The organism is uncultured Tateyamaria sp. (genome assembly GCF_947503705.1).
In the GTDB taxonomy this organism is placed as follows: Bacteria; Pseudomonadota; Alphaproteobacteria; order Rhodobacterales; family Rhodobacteraceae; genus Tateyamaria.
Genome location: NZ_CANNES010000001.1, coordinates 644,231 through 660,814, shown reverse-complemented (window position 1 = coordinate 660,814; position 16,584 = coordinate 644,231). Strand labels below are relative to the sequence as shown.

The 16,584-nt window shown below is 60.3% G+C and carries 17 protein-coding genes, 1 tRNA gene and 2 riboswitches; of the genes, 9 read left to right on the top strand and 9 right to left on the bottom strand.

Annotation, left to right across the window (positions count from 1 at the left end):
* Nucleotides 1-40: 40 nt before the first annotated feature.
* From Q1A44_RS03290 to hpaH, 5 genes are read left to right on the top strand one after another with little or no spacing between them, the layout of a single operon-like run.
* Nucleotides 41-430 carry a 5-carboxymethyl-2-hydroxymuconate isomerase gene (locus Q1A44_RS03290; protein WP_299621351.1) on the top strand — a complete coding sequence of 130 codons (390 nt, stop codon included), beginning with the start codon at nt 41-43 and terminating at the stop codon, nt 428-430.
* Complete coding sequence (hpaE, locus tag Q1A44_RS03285) at nt 427-1,938, top strand: 5-carboxymethyl-2-hydroxymuconate semialdehyde dehydrogenase (protein WP_299619606.1); 1,512 nt, start codon at nt 427-429, stop codon at nt 1,936-1,938. The genes Q1A44_RS03290 and hpaE overlap by 4 nt, the downstream gene beginning before the upstream one ends.
* Nucleotides 1,938-2,921 carry a 3,4-dihydroxyphenylacetate 2,3-dioxygenase gene (hpaD, locus tag Q1A44_RS03280; RefSeq protein ID WP_299619603.1) on the top strand — a complete coding sequence of 328 codons (984 nt, stop codon included), beginning with the start codon at nt 1,938-1,940 and terminating at the stop codon, nt 2,919-2,921. Before hpaE ends, hpaD begins: the two co-directional genes overlap by 1 nt.
* Nucleotides 2,922-2,934: 13 nt before the next feature.
* A complete protein-coding gene (locus Q1A44_RS03275; RefSeq protein ID WP_299619600.1) occupies nt 2,935-3,786 on the top strand; it encodes a fumarylacetoacetate hydrolase family protein in 852 nt (283 codons plus the stop codon).
* Entirely contained in the window at nt 3,783-4,583 is an 801-nt protein-coding gene (hpaH, locus tag Q1A44_RS03270; protein ID WP_299619597.1) for a 2-oxo-hept-4-ene-1,7-dioate hydratase, read from the top strand. Before Q1A44_RS03275 ends, hpaH begins: the two co-directional genes overlap by 4 nt.
* Before the next feature lie 20 nt (nt 4,584-4,603).
* Here the strand turns inward: hpaH and Q1A44_RS03265 are convergent.
* Nucleotides 4,604-4,679 (bottom strand) — tRNA-Lys (locus Q1A44_RS03265).
* A gap of 97 nt (nt 4,680-4,776) precedes the next feature.
* Between Q1A44_RS03265 and dapF the strand changes: the two genes are divergently transcribed.
* Together dapF and mtaB are read left to right on the top strand one after the other, a co-directional pair.
* Nucleotides 4,777-5,616: a diaminopimelate epimerase gene (gene dapF, locus Q1A44_RS03260; RefSeq protein WP_299621348.1), complete on the top strand. Its 840-nt coding sequence runs from the start codon at nt 4,777-4,779 to the stop codon at nt 5,614-5,616.
* On the top strand, nt 5,613-6,860 hold the full coding sequence (mtaB, locus tag Q1A44_RS03255) for a tRNA (N(6)-L-threonylcarbamoyladenosine(37)-C(2))-methylthiotransferase MtaB (protein WP_299619594.1): 1,248 nt from the start codon (nt 5,613-5,615) through the stop codon (nt 6,858-6,860). The genes dapF and mtaB overlap by 4 nt, the downstream gene beginning before the upstream one ends.
* A 240-nt stretch (nt 6,861-7,100) precedes the next feature.
* Here the strand turns inward: mtaB and Q1A44_RS03250 are convergent, their stop codons facing one another.
* The 5 genes from Q1A44_RS03250 to Q1A44_RS03230 form a co-directional block, all read right to left on the bottom strand.
* The gene (locus Q1A44_RS03250) at nt 7,101-7,946 is read right to left on the bottom strand and encodes a cytochrome c1 (RefSeq protein WP_299619591.1); all 846 of its coding nucleotides are present in this window, start codon (nt 7,944-7,946) and stop codon (nt 7,101-7,103) included.
* Nucleotides 7,947-7,959: 13 nt separating this feature from the next.
* The gene (petB, locus tag Q1A44_RS03245; protein WP_299619588.1) at nt 7,960-9,303 is read right to left on the bottom strand and encodes a cytochrome b; all 1,344 of its coding nucleotides are present in this window, start codon (nt 9,301-9,303) and stop codon (nt 7,960-7,962) included.
* A 15-nt stretch (nt 9,304-9,318) separates the two neighbouring features.
* Complete coding sequence (gene petA, locus Q1A44_RS03240; protein WP_299619585.1) at nt 9,319-9,882, bottom strand: ubiquinol-cytochrome c reductase iron-sulfur subunit; 564 nt, start codon at nt 9,880-9,882, stop codon at nt 9,319-9,321.
* 345 nt (nt 9,883-10,227) lie between these two features.
* Nucleotides 10,228-10,836 (bottom strand): glutathione S-transferase, encoded by a 609-nt coding sequence (locus Q1A44_RS03235; RefSeq protein WP_299619582.1) that lies wholly within the window; start codon nt 10,834-10,836, stop codon nt 10,228-10,230.
* A gap of 39 nt (nt 10,837-10,875) precedes the next feature.
* Nucleotides 10,876-11,502, bottom strand: coding sequence for an FMN-binding negative transcriptional regulator (locus tag Q1A44_RS03230; RefSeq protein ID WP_299619579.1), 627 nt, complete (start codon nt 11,500-11,502; stop codon nt 10,876-10,878).
* Between the two features lie 59 nt (nt 11,503-11,561).
* Nucleotides 11,562-11,708: riboswitch (FMN riboswitch) on the top strand.
* Between the two features lie 77 nt (nt 11,709-11,785).
* Between Q1A44_RS03230 and Q1A44_RS03225 the strand changes: the two genes are divergently transcribed.
* Nucleotides 11,786-12,229: a 6,7-dimethyl-8-ribityllumazine synthase gene (locus Q1A44_RS03225; protein ID WP_299619576.1), complete on the top strand. Its 444-nt coding sequence runs from the start codon at nt 11,786-11,788 to the stop codon at nt 12,227-12,229.
* On the opposite strand, the gene Q1A44_RS03220 is transcribed toward Q1A44_RS03225, so the two are convergent.
* The 3 genes from Q1A44_RS03220 to thiB are packed head-to-tail and all read right to left on the bottom strand — an operon-like array spanning nt 12,226 to nt 15,420.
* Complete coding sequence (locus tag Q1A44_RS03220; RefSeq protein ID WP_299619573.1) at nt 12,226-12,921, bottom strand: ATP-binding cassette domain-containing protein; 696 nt, start codon at nt 12,919-12,921, stop codon at nt 12,226-12,228. The two genes, Q1A44_RS03225 and Q1A44_RS03220, sit on opposite strands and share 4 nt — an antisense overlap.
* The gene (locus tag Q1A44_RS03215; RefSeq protein WP_299619570.1) at nt 12,908-14,467 is read right to left on the bottom strand and encodes a thiamine/thiamine pyrophosphate ABC transporter permease ThiP; all 1,560 of its coding nucleotides are present in this window, start codon (nt 14,465-14,467) and stop codon (nt 12,908-12,910) included. The genes Q1A44_RS03220 and Q1A44_RS03215 overlap by 14 nt, the downstream gene beginning before the upstream one ends.
* The gene (gene thiB / locus Q1A44_RS03210; protein WP_299619567.1) at nt 14,443-15,420 is read right to left on the bottom strand and encodes a thiamine ABC transporter substrate binding subunit; all 978 of its coding nucleotides are present in this window, start codon (nt 15,418-15,420) and stop codon (nt 14,443-14,445) included. Before thiB ends, Q1A44_RS03215 begins: the two co-directional genes overlap by 25 nt.
* Nucleotides 15,421-15,458: 38 nt before the next feature.
* A riboswitch (TPP riboswitch) is annotated at nt 15,459-15,559 on the bottom strand.
* A 126-nt stretch (nt 15,560-15,685) separates the two neighbouring features.
* Here thiB and Q1A44_RS03205 point away from each other — a divergent pair.
* Complete coding sequence (locus Q1A44_RS03205; RefSeq protein ID WP_299619564.1) at nt 15,686-16,564, top strand: DMT family transporter; 879 nt, start codon at nt 15,686-15,688, stop codon at nt 16,562-16,564.
* The last annotated feature ends 20 nt before the right edge of the window (nt 16,565-16,584 follow it).

Below are 16,584 nucleotides of genomic sequence, written 5' to 3'. Positions count from 1 at the left end.
TATAATTAACATCACAAGTATTAACATGTTAAGGTATATCATGCCGCATTTCCACCTCGAATACTCTGCCAACCTCGATGGTGCGGTCGATATCGGCGCACTCTGCGAGGCGATACGGGCAGAGGCAGCCAGCATCGACACCTTTCCCATTGCAGGCATCCGGGTGCGGGCCACGCGGGTGGATCATTATGCCATTGCCGACGGGAATCCCAAACACGGGTTCATCGACCTGTCTGTCCGTTTGCGTGCAGGGCGCAGCGATACCGTGAAACACGACGCGATCACGCAGGTCTTTGCCGCCCTTCAAGGCTTTGTCGCCCCGGCCATGGCCACGCATTCGATCGCCCTATCCGCTGAAATGCGTGATATTGATCCGGATCTGTCACCCAAGTTCGGCAATATCCGCGACCACCTGGAGGACCGCGCATGAGTGTGTTTGACGACAACATCGGTAAACTGAACGAGCATCTGGTTCGCTTTCGTCAAACCGGCATCCTGAACCGGATCGCGGGGCAGGATGTGGCCGGGTCCGGCGGCACCTTCCAAACGATTTCGCCCGTCGACATCTCGGTGATCTGCGATGTTGCGCATGGCACGGCCGCCGACATTGACGCCGCAGCAAACGCTGCCCACGCCGCCTTTGCCGAGTGGCGCGACCTACCCGCAACCGAGCGGCGCAAGATACTGATCCGCATCGCCGAAGGCATCGAGGCGCGCGCAGAGGAAATCGCCCTTTGCGAATGCTGGGATACCGGCCAAGCCTACAAGTTCATGTCAAAGGCGGCCTTGCGCGGCGCCGAGAACTTCCGCTATTTCGCTGATCAGGTGGTGCAGGCCCGCGACGGTCAACACCTGAAATCCCCGACGCTGATGAACATCACCACGCGCGTGCCAATCGGCCCTGTCGGTGTGATCACACCGTGGAACACCCCCTTTATGCTATCCACATGGAAAATCGCCCCGGCCCTAGCCGCTGGCTGCACCGTGGTCCACAAGCCCGCCGAGGCGTCGCCGCTGACCGCCCGCCTACTGGTCGAAATTGCCGAAGAGGCGGGACTGCCCCCCGGAGTGCTGAACACCGTGAACGGTTTTGGCGAGGAGGCGGGCAAGGCGCTCTGCGAGCATCCCAAAATCAAGGCCATCGCCTTTGTCGGCGAAAGCCGCACCGGGTCGCTCATCACCAAACAGGGTGCCGACACGCTCAAGCGGAACCACCTGGAGCTGGGCGGCAAGAACCCCGTCATCGTCTTTGAGGATGCTGACCTCGACCGCGCCCTAGATGCAGTAATCTTCATGATCTACTCGATCAACGGAGAACGGTGCACGTCGTCCTCCCGCCTGCTGGTACAGGACACGATCAAGGACACGTTCGAGGCCAAATTGATCGAGCGTGTGAACAAAATCCGAGTGGGCCATCCGCTCGATCCCGCGACCGAGGTAGGCCCGTTGATCAGCGCCGAACATTTCGACAAGGTCACACGCTACTTCGACATCGCAAAGGCGGACGGGGCAACGGTCGCAGCCGGGGGCAAAACCACCGGCGACGCGGGCTTTTTCATTCGCCCGACCCTGTTCACCAACGCCACCAACCAAATGCGGATCGCCCAAGAGGAAATCTTTGGCCCCGTGCTCACCTCGATCCCGTTCACGACCGAGGATGAGGCGATGGAAATGGCCAATGACACTGCCTACGGCCTGACGGGGTATGTCTGGACCAACGACCTGACTCGCGCCCTGCGCTTTACCGACCGGCTTGAAGCGGGGATGATCTGGGTCAATTCCGAAAACGTGCGTCACCTGCCCACGCCCTTTGGCGGGGTCAAGGCCAGCGGCATCGGGCGGGATGGCGGGGATTGGTCATTCGAGTTTTATATGGAGCAAAAGCACATCGGCTTCGCCACAGGCCAGCACAAGATCACCAGGTTGGGAGCTCTCTGATGCCTGTTCCTGCGCCAAACCTTTATCCCGATTTCAACACCATTCGGCTCAGTCACGTCTGCCTGAACGTCCGCGACCTGGCGGTATCGCGCGCCTTCTATGTCGACACGCTGGGCCTTCAGATCACGGATGAGGACGACACCCACATCTATCTGCGCGCCATGGAAGAACGCGGACACCACTGCATCATCCTGCAAAAGTCGGACCATCCGGGCACGGTCGAGGTGATGGGGTTCAAAACCTTTGACGATGATGACCTGGACCGGGCCGAGGCCTATTTTCAGGGCGAAGGACGGCCAACCGAGTGGGTGGAGCGCCCATATCAGGGCCGCACTTTGTTGACCTCTGACAATATGGGCATCCCGCTGGAATTCTATCATAAGATGGACCGCCTCGCGCCCATCCACCAGAACTACGCTCTCTATCGCGGTGTCAAACCGCTGCGCATCGACCATTTCAACTGTTTCTCACCGGATGTGGATGCGTCGGTGGCCTTCTACTCCGACTTTGGCTTTCGAGTGACAGAATACACCGAGGATGAGGAAAGCAAGAAACTCTGGGCGGCCTGGATGCACCGCAAAGGCGGCGTGCATGACATGGCGTTCACCAACGGCACCGGCCCGCGGCTGCATCACGTGGCGTTCTGGGTGCCCACACCGCTGAACATCATTGACCTACTCGATCTGATGGCCACCACCGGTTACGTCAGCAACATCGAACGTGGCCCCGGACGGCACGGGATTTCCAACGCCTTCTTCCTCTATATCCTCGACCCGGATGGACACCGGATAGAAATTTATTGCTCGGATTACCAGACGGTTGACCCTGATTTGGAACCCATCAAATGGGATCTGCAAGACCCGCAAAGGCAAACCCTTTGGGGTGCCGCGGCACCGGAAAGCTGGTTCAAGCATGGCAGCGGGTTTGTCGGCGTGAACACAAGCGATAGCCAGATCAAGGCCAGCCCGATCATCGCCCCCTGAAGGAGCAATAAAGATGCGTTTTGCCACCTATTCCAGCGATGGACAGACTTATTATGGCGCGGTCACCGACGCCGGGGTGGTCGCGTTGAACGAATTGTTTCCGCAATGGCCGACCCTGCTTGATGTGATCAAGGCGGGCGGCCTCAGCTCCCTTGCCGACGCCACGGACCGGCGCGTTACACATACCGACGTCGAGTTTGAAATGGTGCTGCCCAACGCCCCCCGCATTCTTTGTGTCGGCGTGAATTTCCCCGACCGGAATGCGGAATACAAAGACGGCAGCGAACAACCCAAATACATGTCCCTGTTTCCCCGCTTTGCCAGCGGCTTCACAGGTCACAACCGGCCGCTGATCCGCCCCCCGGAAAACCATACGCTGGATTACGAGGGCGAGGTGGCCATTGTCATTGGTAAGGCAGGACGGCGGATCGCCCAAGCCGACGCTTATGACCACATCGCAGCACTCACGATCTGCAATGAGGGGACGATCCGGGATTGGGTGCGCCACGCCAAATTCAACGTGACGCAGGGCAAGAACTGGGACAATTCGGGGGCCATCGGGCCTTGGCTCGTTCCCTTTACCGATGCAGACCAACTGGACGATGCGCGGATCATTACCCGGGTGAACGGCGAGGTCCGACAAGACGACACGCTAAGCCGGATGATGTTCCCGATTCGGCGCGAGATTGAATATATCTCGACCTTTATGACACTGATGCCCGGAGACATCATCATTACCGGCACGCCCACGGGCGCGGGCGCACGCTTTGACCCACCGCGGTACCTGACACCCGGCGACGTGGTGGAGGTTGAGGTGAACGGTATTGGTACCCTGCGCAACACCGTCGAGGACGAAATGACATGACGCCCGGGGACCACGCCCGCGCGGCCACCGATCTGTTGAACGCCGAGGCTACCGGCCAACAGATTGGCCTATTGTCGTTGCGACATCCCGAGATGGGAATGGACGACGCCTATGCCGTGCAAAACGCGATTCTTGAGGCCAAGCTGGCCGCAGGGAGTCGCGTGATCGGGTGGAAAATCGGGCTGACCTCCAAGGCGATGCAAAGCGCGCTGAACATCGACATCCCCGACAGCGGCATCCTCTTTGATGATATGCTGTTTGCCCATGGTGCCACGGTACCCAATGGACGGTTCATCCAACCTCGGGTCGAGGCGGAAATCGCTTTTGTGATGAAATCAGCCATCGGTGGCGCGGACGTGACGCGCGATGATGTACTGGCTGCCACCGACTATGTGGCGCCCACCTTGGAAATCCTCGACACTCGCATCCAGCGGACCGACCCCGCCACAGGCAAGGCCCGCACCGTCGTTGACACAATCAGCGATAATGCGGCCAATGCGGGCGTAGTGCTTGGTGATATGCGCCACAGCCCCGACACCTTTGATTTGCGCTGGGTTGGGGCGATCACGTCGCGCAACGGCGTGGTCGAGGAAACGGGGCTGGGTGCCGGCGTGCTGAACGATCCGGTGCAAAGCGTGGTTTGGCTGGCGCGGCGCATGGCGCAATACGGTCAAAGCATCGCGCCCGGTCAGATCATCCTGTCAGGCAGTTTCATCCGGCCCGTCGAATGCCCGTCTGGCGCGCACATCGACGCCGATTTCGGCAGTTTCGGCACGGTTACCCTACGCTTTGATTAGTATGACAGATTTTGTGTCAGTGGTGAGCCGTGCAGGGTTCGAACCTGCGACCCACTGATTAAAAGTCAGTTGCTCTACCAACTGAGCTAACGGCCCACTAAGCGGCTCAATTAGATTGGGTCGCGCACAGCGTCAACCCAAAAGCCGAAGGTTTCTCTGCGACATACTGGATTCATTTGATGTGCAGGGCTATATGCGCGCCATGCGCGATCAATCCTCCTCTGATTGGCCCTTCATGAAAATGCATGGGCTGGGTAACGACTTTGTCGTGGTCGATACGCGTGTGTCTGATGTTTCGGTGACCGAAGCCCTCGTACGGGCCCTGGCGGATCGACATCGCGGCGTAGGTTTTGACCAGCTTGCCGTGATCTCGGATGGGGCCGACCTGACGATCACGTTCTACAACGCTGATGGTTCGCAATCGGCTGCCTGTGGCAACGCCACCCGCTGCATTGCAGCCCGTGAGATGGGGCAAAGCGGCAAGACAACCCTCGACATCACAATCACTGGCCGTGGTGCGCTGAGCGCAGTGCAACAGCCGGACGGTACGACGGCTGTCAACATGGGGCTGCCCGTGTTGGACTGGCAGAGCATCCCACTGGCCCAGGATGTTGACATAGAGGCCCTGCCCATTGATGGCGCACCTGTTGCGACCGGCATGGGCAACCCCCACTGCACGTTCTTTGTGGCGGATGTCGAGGCGATTGATCTCGCCGCCCGTGGCCCCACGATAGAACATCACCCCCTTTTTCCTGAGCGGACCAACGTGCAATTCGCCCAAGTCATCGGCCCAGATCATATCCGCATGCGGGTCTGGGAAAGGGGCACGGGGATTACGCTGGCCTCCGGTTCTTCGTCTTGCGCCACTGCGGTTGCGGCGGCGCGTCTTGGCCTGACCGGGCGCAAAGTACGGATCGACCTGGATGGCGGGACTTTGCACATCGACTGGCGTGATGACGGCGTCTGGATGGCCGGGCCCACGGCCCATGTCTTTGACGGGGTCCTGACCCGGGCATTTCTGGACAACCTATGACCGCGCCCATCTTTTCGAATCACGGCTGCCGCCTGAACGCCTACGAGACGAAGGCAATGGAAGAGCTGGCCGCCTCTGCAGGTCTGGACAACACCGTCGTAATCAACACCTGCGCCGTGACAGCAGAGGCAGTGCGCAAGGCCCGCCAGGATATCCGCAAGCTGCGGCGCTCTCACCCGGCCGCCAAACTGATCGTAACAGGCTGCGCCGCGCAGACCGAACCCGACACCTTTGCCAATATGGAGGAGGTGGACGCCGTCATCGGCAACACTGAAAAGATGCAGGCGAGTACTTGGGCGGGCCTCGCCGGTGATTTTGGCACCGAACCCGTACAAGTCGACGACATCATGTCAGTGACAGAGACCGCCGGCCACCTGATCGATGGCTTTGGCACGCGTTCGCGGGCTTATGTGCAGGTCCAGAACGGATGCGATCACCGCTGCACGTTCTGCATCATTCCGTACGGTCGGGGCAATTCGCGCTCCGTCCCAGCAGGCGTGGTGGTGGATCAGATCAAGCGGCTGGTGGATCGTGGATTCAACGAGGTGGTGCTGACGGGCGTTGACCTGACATCTTGGGGCGCAGACCTGCCGTCAGAGCCCAAGCTTGGCGATCTGGTGATCCGTATCCTGAAACTGGTGCCAGATCTGCCCCGCCTCAGGATCAGTTCAATCGACTCGATCGAGGTGGACGAAGCGCTGATGCAGGCCATTGCGACCGAGGCGCGGCTGATGCCACACCTGCACCTGTCGCTGCAACACGGCGACGACCTGATCCTCAAGCGAATGAAACGGCGGCACCTGCGCGACAACGCGATCCGCTTTGCGCAAGAGGCGCGGAGGCTTCGGCCTGACATGACGTTTGGCGCGGACATCATCGCGGGCTTCCCGACAGAGACCGAGGCGCATTTCGCCAATTCACTCAAGCTGGTCGAGGACTGCGATCTGACCTGGCTGCATGTCTTCCCCTACTCGCCCCGCCCTGGCACACCGGCAGCGCGCATGCCGCAAGTGCATGGCGGCGCGATCAAGGAACGGGCCGCACAGCTGCGCGCCGCGGGTGCGCGGCAGGTGGCGCGGCATCTGAGCGCGCAAGTGGGTCGCACCCATCAGGTACTGATGGAAAATCCCCATATGGGGCGCACGGCGCAGTTCACGGAAACCACCTTCCGAACCCCACAACCCGAAGGGCAGATCGTGACTGCAAAGATCGCCAACCACACCGAAACGCAGCTCCAGGTCTAAGCGATGGCGGAGGACACCTCCGCCTTACGGAGATCACGAAGACCGCTGCGTCCCGAATTCTCTGTTCTAATAAAACCCGGGGGGCGCTCAGCGCGGGGGCTGGCCCCCTCCGCACGCCAACATCCACAGCCCAATGGTCCACCGCACATCCCCGTAAGGCGGACGTGTCGTCCGCCACCCCGAAAACGAACAAGCCCCGCCAGATGGCAGGGCTTGCAACATCAGCAATCGAAAAATCGCTTACTTCTTCTTGTAGCGGGCCTTGACCGGCGCCCACAGGCGCTTGTTCGTCAGGTACAGCAGCACCGACAGAATGGTCAGGAACACAACACCGACAAAGCCGGCTTGCTTGCGCGCCATCATCTTGGGCTCTGCCGTCCACATAAGGAAAGCAGCCACGTCCTCGGACAAGTGGTGCAGGTCGGTCGCATGACCATCCGCAAATTCCACATCATCCCCCCAGAGCGGTGGCGCCATGGCAATCCAGCTGCCGGGGTACTTGTGCTTGCCCTTTTCGTCCAGGCACTCTTCTGGATAGCCACCAGCCCCAAAGGTCTGGTTGTAATAGCCGTCAAAATCTTCAGGCGCACAAGACGGGGGATCAACGTATCCATTCAGCAGCGAGGCGATGTATTCCGCGCCACCGATGCCGTTCATCAACTGGTTGATACCCAGACCATAGGGGCCATGGAAACCGGCACGGGCCTTGGCCATCAGGCTCAGGTCAGGCGCATTTTCCAGGTTCGAGGCCGGGAAGTGATCATTGGGCGTGGCCGGGCGGAAATCGTCCAGTTCGGGGTCAAAGACCTCGTAGAACGCCGCATAGGCACGAACCTGATCCTCGGGCAGGTGCGGCCCGCCTTCATCGGCCAACGTCCGGATAGGGACAAACTTCAACCCGTGACAGGCGGCGCAAATCTCGGTGTAGATTTGCAAGCCACGCTGCAACTGGTTCTGATCATAAGAACCGAAAGGGCCGTCAAAGGAGAAGTCGATATTCTCGACTTTCCCGGCACCGCCGGCGGCGAAGGCACCGGTGGTCAGCGCGAACGCCGCCACCATGCTTGCTGCAAGTTTCTTCAACATCTGCAGTCTCTCCTTATTCCGCAGGCTGGGCCGAGGGGGCAGAACCCGCATCGTCACCAGCAACAGTTGCGGCAAAGTCTTCTTCGATGGTATCAGGCTGCGCGTCCGGCTTCTCCAGCACACCCAACAGGGGCAGGATCACCAGGAAGTAGGCAAACCAATATGTCGAACCGATGAGGGCGATGTAGGGGTAAATCCCTTCGGCAGGCATTGCGCCAACCCAGGTCAGAACCACAAAGTTCACCACAAAGATCCAGAACCACCACTTGAACATCGGACGGTAGCGACCGGAGCGGACCGACGACGTGTCGAGCCATGGCACCAGCGCCATCACAACGATCGCACCAAACATCGCAACCACACCAAAGAACTTGGCGTCGATGATGCCCCCGGTGAGGAAGCTGGCCGCGATGACCACCCAGACGTCGCCGTCAAAGGCCCGCAGGATCGCGTAGAAAGGCAGGAAGTACCATTCTGGAACGATGTGGGCTGGAGTGGCCAGGGCGTTGGCCTCGATGTAGTTATCGGGGTGACCCAGATAGTTCGGCATAAAGCCCACCACCGCAAAGAACACCACCAGGATCAGGGCCAGCGCAAACAGATCCTTGATCACAAAGTAGGGCCAGAAGGGCAGCGTGTCTTTTTCCGCGTCTTCCTTCGATGTGCGACGCACGTCAACACCGGTCGGGTTGTTGTTGCCCGTGGTGTGGAAGGCCCAGATGTGCAGGATCACAAGACCGGCAATCACGAAAGGCAGCAGATAGTGCAGGCTGAAGAAGCGGTTCAGCGTGGCATTGTCCACGGCAGGCCCGCCCAAGAGCCATGTTTGCAACGCTTCACCGATGAAGGGGATCGCACCAAAGAGGCCGGTGATCACGGTCGCACCCCAGAAGGACATTTGGCCCCAAGGCAGAACGTAGCCCATGAACGCAGTACCCATCATCAACAGATAGATGAGCATCCCGATGATCCATGTGATCTCACGCGGCGCTTTGTAGGACCCGTAATACAGACCCCGGAAAATGTGGGCATAGACCGCCACAAAGAAAAGCGAAGCACCGTTCATGTGCAGGTAACGCAACATCGCGCCGCCATTCACGTTCCGCATGATGTGCTCGATCGAGCCAAAGGCAAGATCGACATGTGGCGTATAATGCATCGCCAGAACGATGCCGGTGATGATCTGCAGCGCCAGACAGAAGGTCAGAACGATGCCCCAGATCCACATCCAGTTCAGGTTCTTGGGCGTGGGGATCATCAGGGTGTCATACATCAGCCCGACAACGGGCAACCGCTTGGCCAGGCCCTTTTCCCAGGCGGCCTTGGGTTCGTAATGGTCGTGAGGAATTCCAGACATAGGCTTTTCTCTCCCTTAACCGAGTTGAATCGTGGTAGCGTCGAGGAATGTCGCGACAGGCACCGGCAGGTTGGTGGGCGCGGGACCCTTCCGGATGCGGCCAGCCGTGTCGTAGTGCGAGCCGTGGCACGGACAGAACCAGCCACCAAAGTCGCCCGCATCACCCAAAGGCACACAGCCCAGGTGCGTACAGACGCCCATCATCACCAGCCACTCGCCTGCTTCGTCCAAGGTCCGGTTTTCGTCGGACGCATCGGCACCTGCGGGTGCGTTTGCGTTCTCGGCACCCTGATCCGGCAGATCAGATACGGCAACGGCACGGGCTTCTTCGATCTCATCCGCCGACCGACGACGGATGAAAACAGGCTTGCCCAGCCATTTCACAGTCAGCTGCGTGCCCGGGTCCAGGCTGCTCACATCGACGACAATCGAGGACAGGGCCAAAACGTCGGCCGAAGGGTTCATCTGGTTGACCAGGGGCCAAACCGCGGCACCAGCGGCCACTGCACCAGCACCACCAGTGGCGTAGTACAGAAAATCGCGCCGAGTGCCTTCGTGTTCTTCTTCTGCGTGGGACACGGGGGACTTCTCCAGTTTCCTGCGACCCGGAACGGGCCAATAAGATAGCGTGCCGCGCGACGAACGAACGGCAATTATCAGAGCTATCTAGCGGGGTGATGCCCCCACGTCCAGCGCGCAAACTGGCGCAAGTGGTCGCAGGGGGCTTGTTTAACCATTTGATAAGACTCAGGGACGTACGCTGCGTTAAACGCGGGTTGTGCTGTAAAGCGGTGTACAGATGGTGCACGGGTGGTGTCTGCCCCCGCAGCCTTGTTTTATTGGCGCTAACCTACGATTCGCGACGTCTTGGGCAAATCGGCGTCATTGGGGCACCGAACGTTGCGCCCCGGACCTGTCACGCGGTCACGCCGTAGGATCGGTCGCCACCATCGAGGGTCGCGCCGCAAAGCCTTCATACCAGCTCGCCAGCGCCTCGCGACCCTGCCGCCAGCCCCGCGCATCGTGCCGGAAATCCAGATAGCCAAGCGCACAGGCGACGGAAATATGACCCATGCTCACCGGCCCGGACAAATGCCCCATCCAACGGGTGTTCAGCGCATCCAGCGCCCGCTCCACCTTGGCCCATTGCGCCTCGATCCATGCCTCGGACTGGTGGGCCGGATCGCGCAAGCGGATCTCGTAAACCATGGACACGGCACTATCCATCAACCCGTCGCCCGTGGCCTCCAGCGTCATGACCTCCCAACGACTGGCCCCCGACGGGTACATACCTCCCTCAAACAGGTCGTCCAGGTAGGTTGTAATGACCCGACTGTCATAGAGTGTCACACCCTCAGGCCGCTCAAGTGCAGGAATGCGGGCAAGGGGATTCGCGGCCATCAGGCTTGCATCCGACGCCATCGCCGTTGTGGTGATCGTGGCAAGCTCCACGGCCTCCGTCTTCTCCAATTCATAAAGCAAGACAACGACTTTGCGAACAAAGGGCGAGGCGGGCGAGTGGTAGAGTTTCATGTCATATCCCCTGAAATTTGCGCAACCCTAACAGAGGGATCACGGCTGTCCATCGGCCCCGCGCATCAACGCTGACAGGATCGCCGTCTCGCTGCCCATCCCGTAGGCGTCCGCATGATCCGCCGCCCGCAGGCGCACCTCATCGGGCTTGTTCTGGTTCAGCTTCCAGGTGCCATCGACGCCTTCAATCGTCATGCGAAACGGGGCAATCTGGCGCATCATGCTATCCAGCACCTCGGGCGTCATCTTGGTGGTTTTCCAAGGGGTTTTGGGCAACAACTGGTCCTCGAAATGCGCCGACTGGCGATCCAGCATATCGCGCATCTGCTCCTGCGGCAGACGCTCAAGTGTGCCGGTAAGATGCACGGCCACATAGTTCCACGTCGGCACCTGATCGGGCACATCGTACCAGTCAGGCGAAATATAGCTGTCCGGCCCGCTGATCGCGATCTTGGCCTGTGCAGAGGCTTTCAAGGCCCGCGCGATGGGGTTCGAGCGCACCAGATGAATGTCGACAAAGCTACCCGTTTCGTCGACCAAAACTGGCACATGCGCCAACAACGGCCCGTCCGCCCCATTCACCGCGAGAACGCCAAAGGCGCGTTCGCGGGCAAAGATGATGTTGCGATCAAAAGTCTGTGTACGAAAAATCGGGTTGGGATGCATTTCGTGCTCCTGCGACGTCAGGTTCGTCTTGCCTGTTGGGACGGGCCTTGGCAAGTTGGCCCAGTTCTCAGGGCGGGGCGAAATTCCCCACCGGCGGTATGTGGATACAGTCCATGAGCCCGCGAGCGCCCCGTTCCGACGGGGGTCCAGCAGATCAGGTGCGATGCCTGAGCCGACGGTCATAGTCCGGATGAAAGAGAACGTGCAGGCCCGCGCCCGAAAGGGTGCGGAACGCTGTGCGCAATCGCCTTGGGTGACGTGTCTGAACCTGAAGGAGACTGCAATGACACACACCCGTTTCGCCTTTGTCAAAGCCCGCTGGCACGCCGCCATCGTGGATCAAGCCTACAAAGGGTTCACAGAAATCATTCCCGCCGCTCAGGTTGACGTCTTTGACGTGCCTGGCGCTTTTGAAATGCCACTCATGGCGCAAACCCTCGCGGAAACAGGGCATTACGCCGCTATCGCCTGTGCTGCCCTTGTGGTCGATGGGGGCATCTACCGGCATGATTTCGTCGCGTCTGCTGTTGTCGAAGGCCTGATGCAAGTGGGACTAAAGACTGCCATCCCGATCCTGTCGGTATCGCTCACGCCACATCATTTTCAGGAAACCGACCACCACATGGGTATCTATGCCGACCACTTCGTGACCAAAGGGCGCGAGGCGGCGCAGGCCGCATTGGGCATTGTCGAGGCCCGAAAGGGTTTACAGATCAAAGCTGCCTAAAAGCCCAGATAGGCGCGCAAGGCTTCGGGCGGATCGGCCATGATCTCGGCCACCGGCTGGGGCACATGCGCTAGCCCCGCATCGACGAACACGACCTGATCCGCAGCGCGCTCTGCGTCCTGTGGGTCATGGGTGATCATCATTACCGTGGCACCTGCGGCTCGTGCTACCTCGGATGTCAGATCCAGCATCTCGGCCCTGAGGGCTGGGCCAAGGGCGGCAAAGGGTTCATCCAGCAAGATGAGCGGTTTGGCCTGTACCAGGACCCGTGCAAGGGCCGCCCTGCTTTGTTGTCCGCCCGACACGTCTCCTGGCGTGCGACCCTCGAACCCGGCAAGCCCCACGCGGGCGAGGGCCACGTGCGCCTTTTCTGTTTCGTCCGCCGTCAACCGCAAGGCAGGCCGCAGACCCAAGCCCACATTCTGTGCCAGCGTCAGATGCGGAAAAAGATTGCCATCCTGAAACAGCATCGCAATGCCGCGCTGATCAGGGGCGGCGTCCGTTACGTCGTCACCCGCCACAATCACCCGTCCATGATCGAGCGGCACATAGCCACCGATCGCTCCCAACAGCGTCGATTTACCTGCACCTGACGGGCCAATCACAGCGATCCGTGCCCCTTTTTCAATCTCGAATGCGGCACTCAGGGAAAAACTGCCCTGCGCAACCCGAAGGTCCTCAAGTCTCAGCATATCGCCCCCAATAATCGCAGATCCAGAACATGCCCAACGCCAGTACCAACAACAGCAGCGCCGCTCCCGCCGCCGCATCGGTGCGGTAACTGCCCATCAGGCGGTACATTTGTAGAGGCAGCGTCGCCACATCCGGGTCAGCAAAGAGGGTCACGACCCCCAGATCCCCGACCGACATGGCTGCCGTTAGCCCCGCGGCAAAACCCAGACGGGCACGTATCCGCGGCAGCAACACAATCCGCCACAGCGGCCAGCCGCGCAGCCCCAACGCTTGGTTCAAGCGACTATAGTCGGTAAAGCTCTGGCGCATGCCCGGCACCAGAATGCGCACCGCGAAGGGCAAGGCCACCAGCGCATTCACCACTGCCGTGACAGGCATGGCAAAGGCTTGCGGGGACGCAAAGGGATAGATCATGATGAACCACCCCGTGCCGATCATCAGCGGCGATGCCGCAAGGCCCAGCAATGTGATCGCCTCGGCCCCGCCGCGTTTGGTCTGGCCCAGCCAAGCGGCCACGGGCAGGGCCCATAGAATGAGCAAACCCGTACTGAGCATCCCGACCCACAAGGACGTCCAGGCCGCCGTCCAGACCGATATTGGCATGTCAAACAATCCGATGAGGCCGGACAGGATAACCGCGCTCAGCGGCAAGAGCAGGAACAGCGCTGCCAACCCGATCCAGATGGCATCCAGCACACGGCACGGCGCGCCACGGGCGTCCCATCGCTGTAATGGGCGATCCAGACCCGATTGCAGCACCAAAGGCGGCAATATCCAGAGCGCCAACACCGCCGCAGTGCCCGCCACAACCAGTTGGACCAGCGACAGAATTGCCGCACGGCCCAGGTCAAAATCGAAGCGAAACGCTTGATAGATCGCCAATTCAATTGTCGTTGCCCGCGGCCCGCCGCCAAGGGTCAGCGCCACGGCAAAACTCGTCAAACAGATCACAAAGACCAACGCCGCCGCCCCCGGCACTACCTGGCGCAGCATCGGCCATTCCAGGGTCTGAAACACGGTGCGGGGCGGCAGGCCCAACTGGCCCGCCAAGCGATATTGTTCTGAGGGTATCGCTTGCCAGCCTTGCAAGATCAGGCGCGTGGCCAAAGGCATGTTGAAAAATACGTGGGCTAACACGACACCTTCCAGCCCATAGATCGACAGGGGCGGCAAGCCGAACAGACCCAACAATTCGCTGACCCATCCGGCCCGGCCAAAGACGGCCAGAATGCCCAGCACCGCGACGATCACCGGCAGTATAAACGGCGCCCCGAGCAGCGTGACCAGAAACGTGCGACCAACGAACTGCCGACGCGCCAAGGCCCGCGCCACGGGAATCGCAAAGACAACGCTACAGAGCGCGGACAACACCGCCTGCCAAACGGTGAACCGCAGTACGGCCCAATCCGCCGCACCAAAGGTCACGGGCCAATCGGCCCGCGACATGACGGCCAGCAAGGCAACGAGGATCAGCACAAAGACTGATCCTGCCGCCAAAGGGCCGCCAAGTGCGGCGACGGTTACTGAGCGAGCGCGTCGCGCCATTCGGCCAAGGCCTCATCCCGTGCGGCGGCCGCGTCTTCGGGCGACAGCAGCAGCGCTTTTTCCGGGGTGATCAAAGTCTCGAACCCATCCGGCAGGCCACTGGCAGGCGTCACAGCGGGATACATCCAGTTGGTCGTCGGGATGATCGACTGGAATGCATCTGTGACCATGAAGGACAGGAATGCATCCGCAAGTTCGGGTTGATCCGTCGCGGCCAATTTGCCCGCCACTTCGACCTGCATATAATGCCCTTCGTCAAAGGCGGCAGCAGCTTTGCTCGCGTCCTCTTCGGCGATCAGGTGATAGGCGGGGGACGTCGTGTAGGACAGAACCATATCGGCCTCGCCCTCAAGGAACAGACCATAGCTTTCGGACCAGCCTTTGGTCACGGTCAGCACATTGTCCGACAAATCCGCCCAGAGACCCGCAGCGTCGTCGCCATAAGCCGCCTTGACCCACATCAGCAGGCCTAGACCGGGGGTAGAAGAACGGGGATCCTGAATGGCAATTTTCAGATCGCTGGCCGCCAGATCGCGAAAGTTCGCAGGCGCGTCCATGTCCGCATTGTGGACAAAGGCGAAATAACCCCAGTCGTAGGGGGCGAAGGTGTCGTCATTCCACTCAATCGGCAACGTATAGTCGGCCGTCACGGAATGGGGGGCGAACAGGCCCGTTTCCTTGGCCGCGGCCACCAGATTGGTGTCGATGCCCAACAGTACATCGGCATCCGACCGCGCGCCTTCCAGCTTGATCCGGGCCAACAGGGCGGCACCGTCACCCGCCGCAACAAATTGCAGATCGCAATCGCACGTCGCCTCGAACGCCGCCTCGACTGCAGGGCCGGGACCCCAGTCAGAGACAAAACTGTCATAGGTATAAACTGTCAGAACGGGCGTCTCGGCCCAGGCCGCGCTCGCACTCAGCATCGCGGCAGTCGTCATCAGATACTTCATCGCATCCTCCAATAGAGAAGGCGGTGGGATAAGGGTCTTGGGATGATCCAAACCTTCCCTCCGCCGGTGTTAACCGGTTCAGGTTCAACGGGTTCGCATCATTGCATCTCAGCTGTTTCCAGCACCCCGAGGTAGGGACGTGTATAGGCAGCGTTCCAGCCAAGAGCAAGACGGCCTTTGGTTGGACCGTGCCGAGCAAACAGGATGGACAGCGGCTGTGGCGATCCATACTCCTGTGACGGGGCAACAGGAGCACGCACAGACCATGCGATCCGAATTTTCTGCAAGCATCGGTCTGGTTATCGGCGGCGCGCTGTGGGGGCTAATCTGGCTCCCACTGCGTTATCTGGAGGGCATTGGATTGCCCGGCGCGTGGTCCGGCCTTGCTCTTTATGTCGGTGCAGCGGTGGTGATCCTGCCCTTTTGGCTCAGTGGTCGATTTGGGGTGACAGCATCACTGCGATCACTAGCGATCTGCGGCCTATTCCTCGGTGGGGCCTTCAGCCTTTATGCCAGCAGCCTGTTGTTGACGGATGTGGTCCGGGCGCTGCTGCTCTTTTACCTTACTCCGATCTGGGGCACGGCGCTTGGTGTCTTTGTGCTGGGCGAGGCTTTGACGCGGACGCGGGTCATAGCCCTTTTAATGGCCATGGGCGGGCTGTTGGTCGTGCTGGGGATCGGCGAAACCGCGCCTTTGCCGCGCAATGCCGGCGATTGGCTGGCGCTGTTGTCGGGGATGTGCTGGGCCATCGGATCGCTCAAGATCTATCAATTGGGCAGCGCAAACACGTTCGAACAGATTGTGGCCTTCGTCTTTGGCAGCCTCGTGGTGACACTCGCCGTAATGGTGATCGCCCCCGACGTCTTTGTGGCGGGGACCAGCCTGATCACTGCCTTGCCCGCCCTGCCCTGGGGCATCCTGATGTCACTGTATGTTTTGCCCATGCTCGTCCTCACTGTCTGGCCTGCCAGCCTCCTGACGCCGGGCCGCGTGGGTATTTTACTAATGAGCGATCTATTGGTCGGCGTGATCTCCGCCGCCCTTTTTGCGGGCGAACCCTTTGGCTGGCGCGAGGCGGTGGGCAGCCTGCTGATCATCGGCGCTGCGGTTGTCGAAGTGTTGGGCAAACGGCCCACCGTGTAAACCCGCTTGGCATTGGCCCG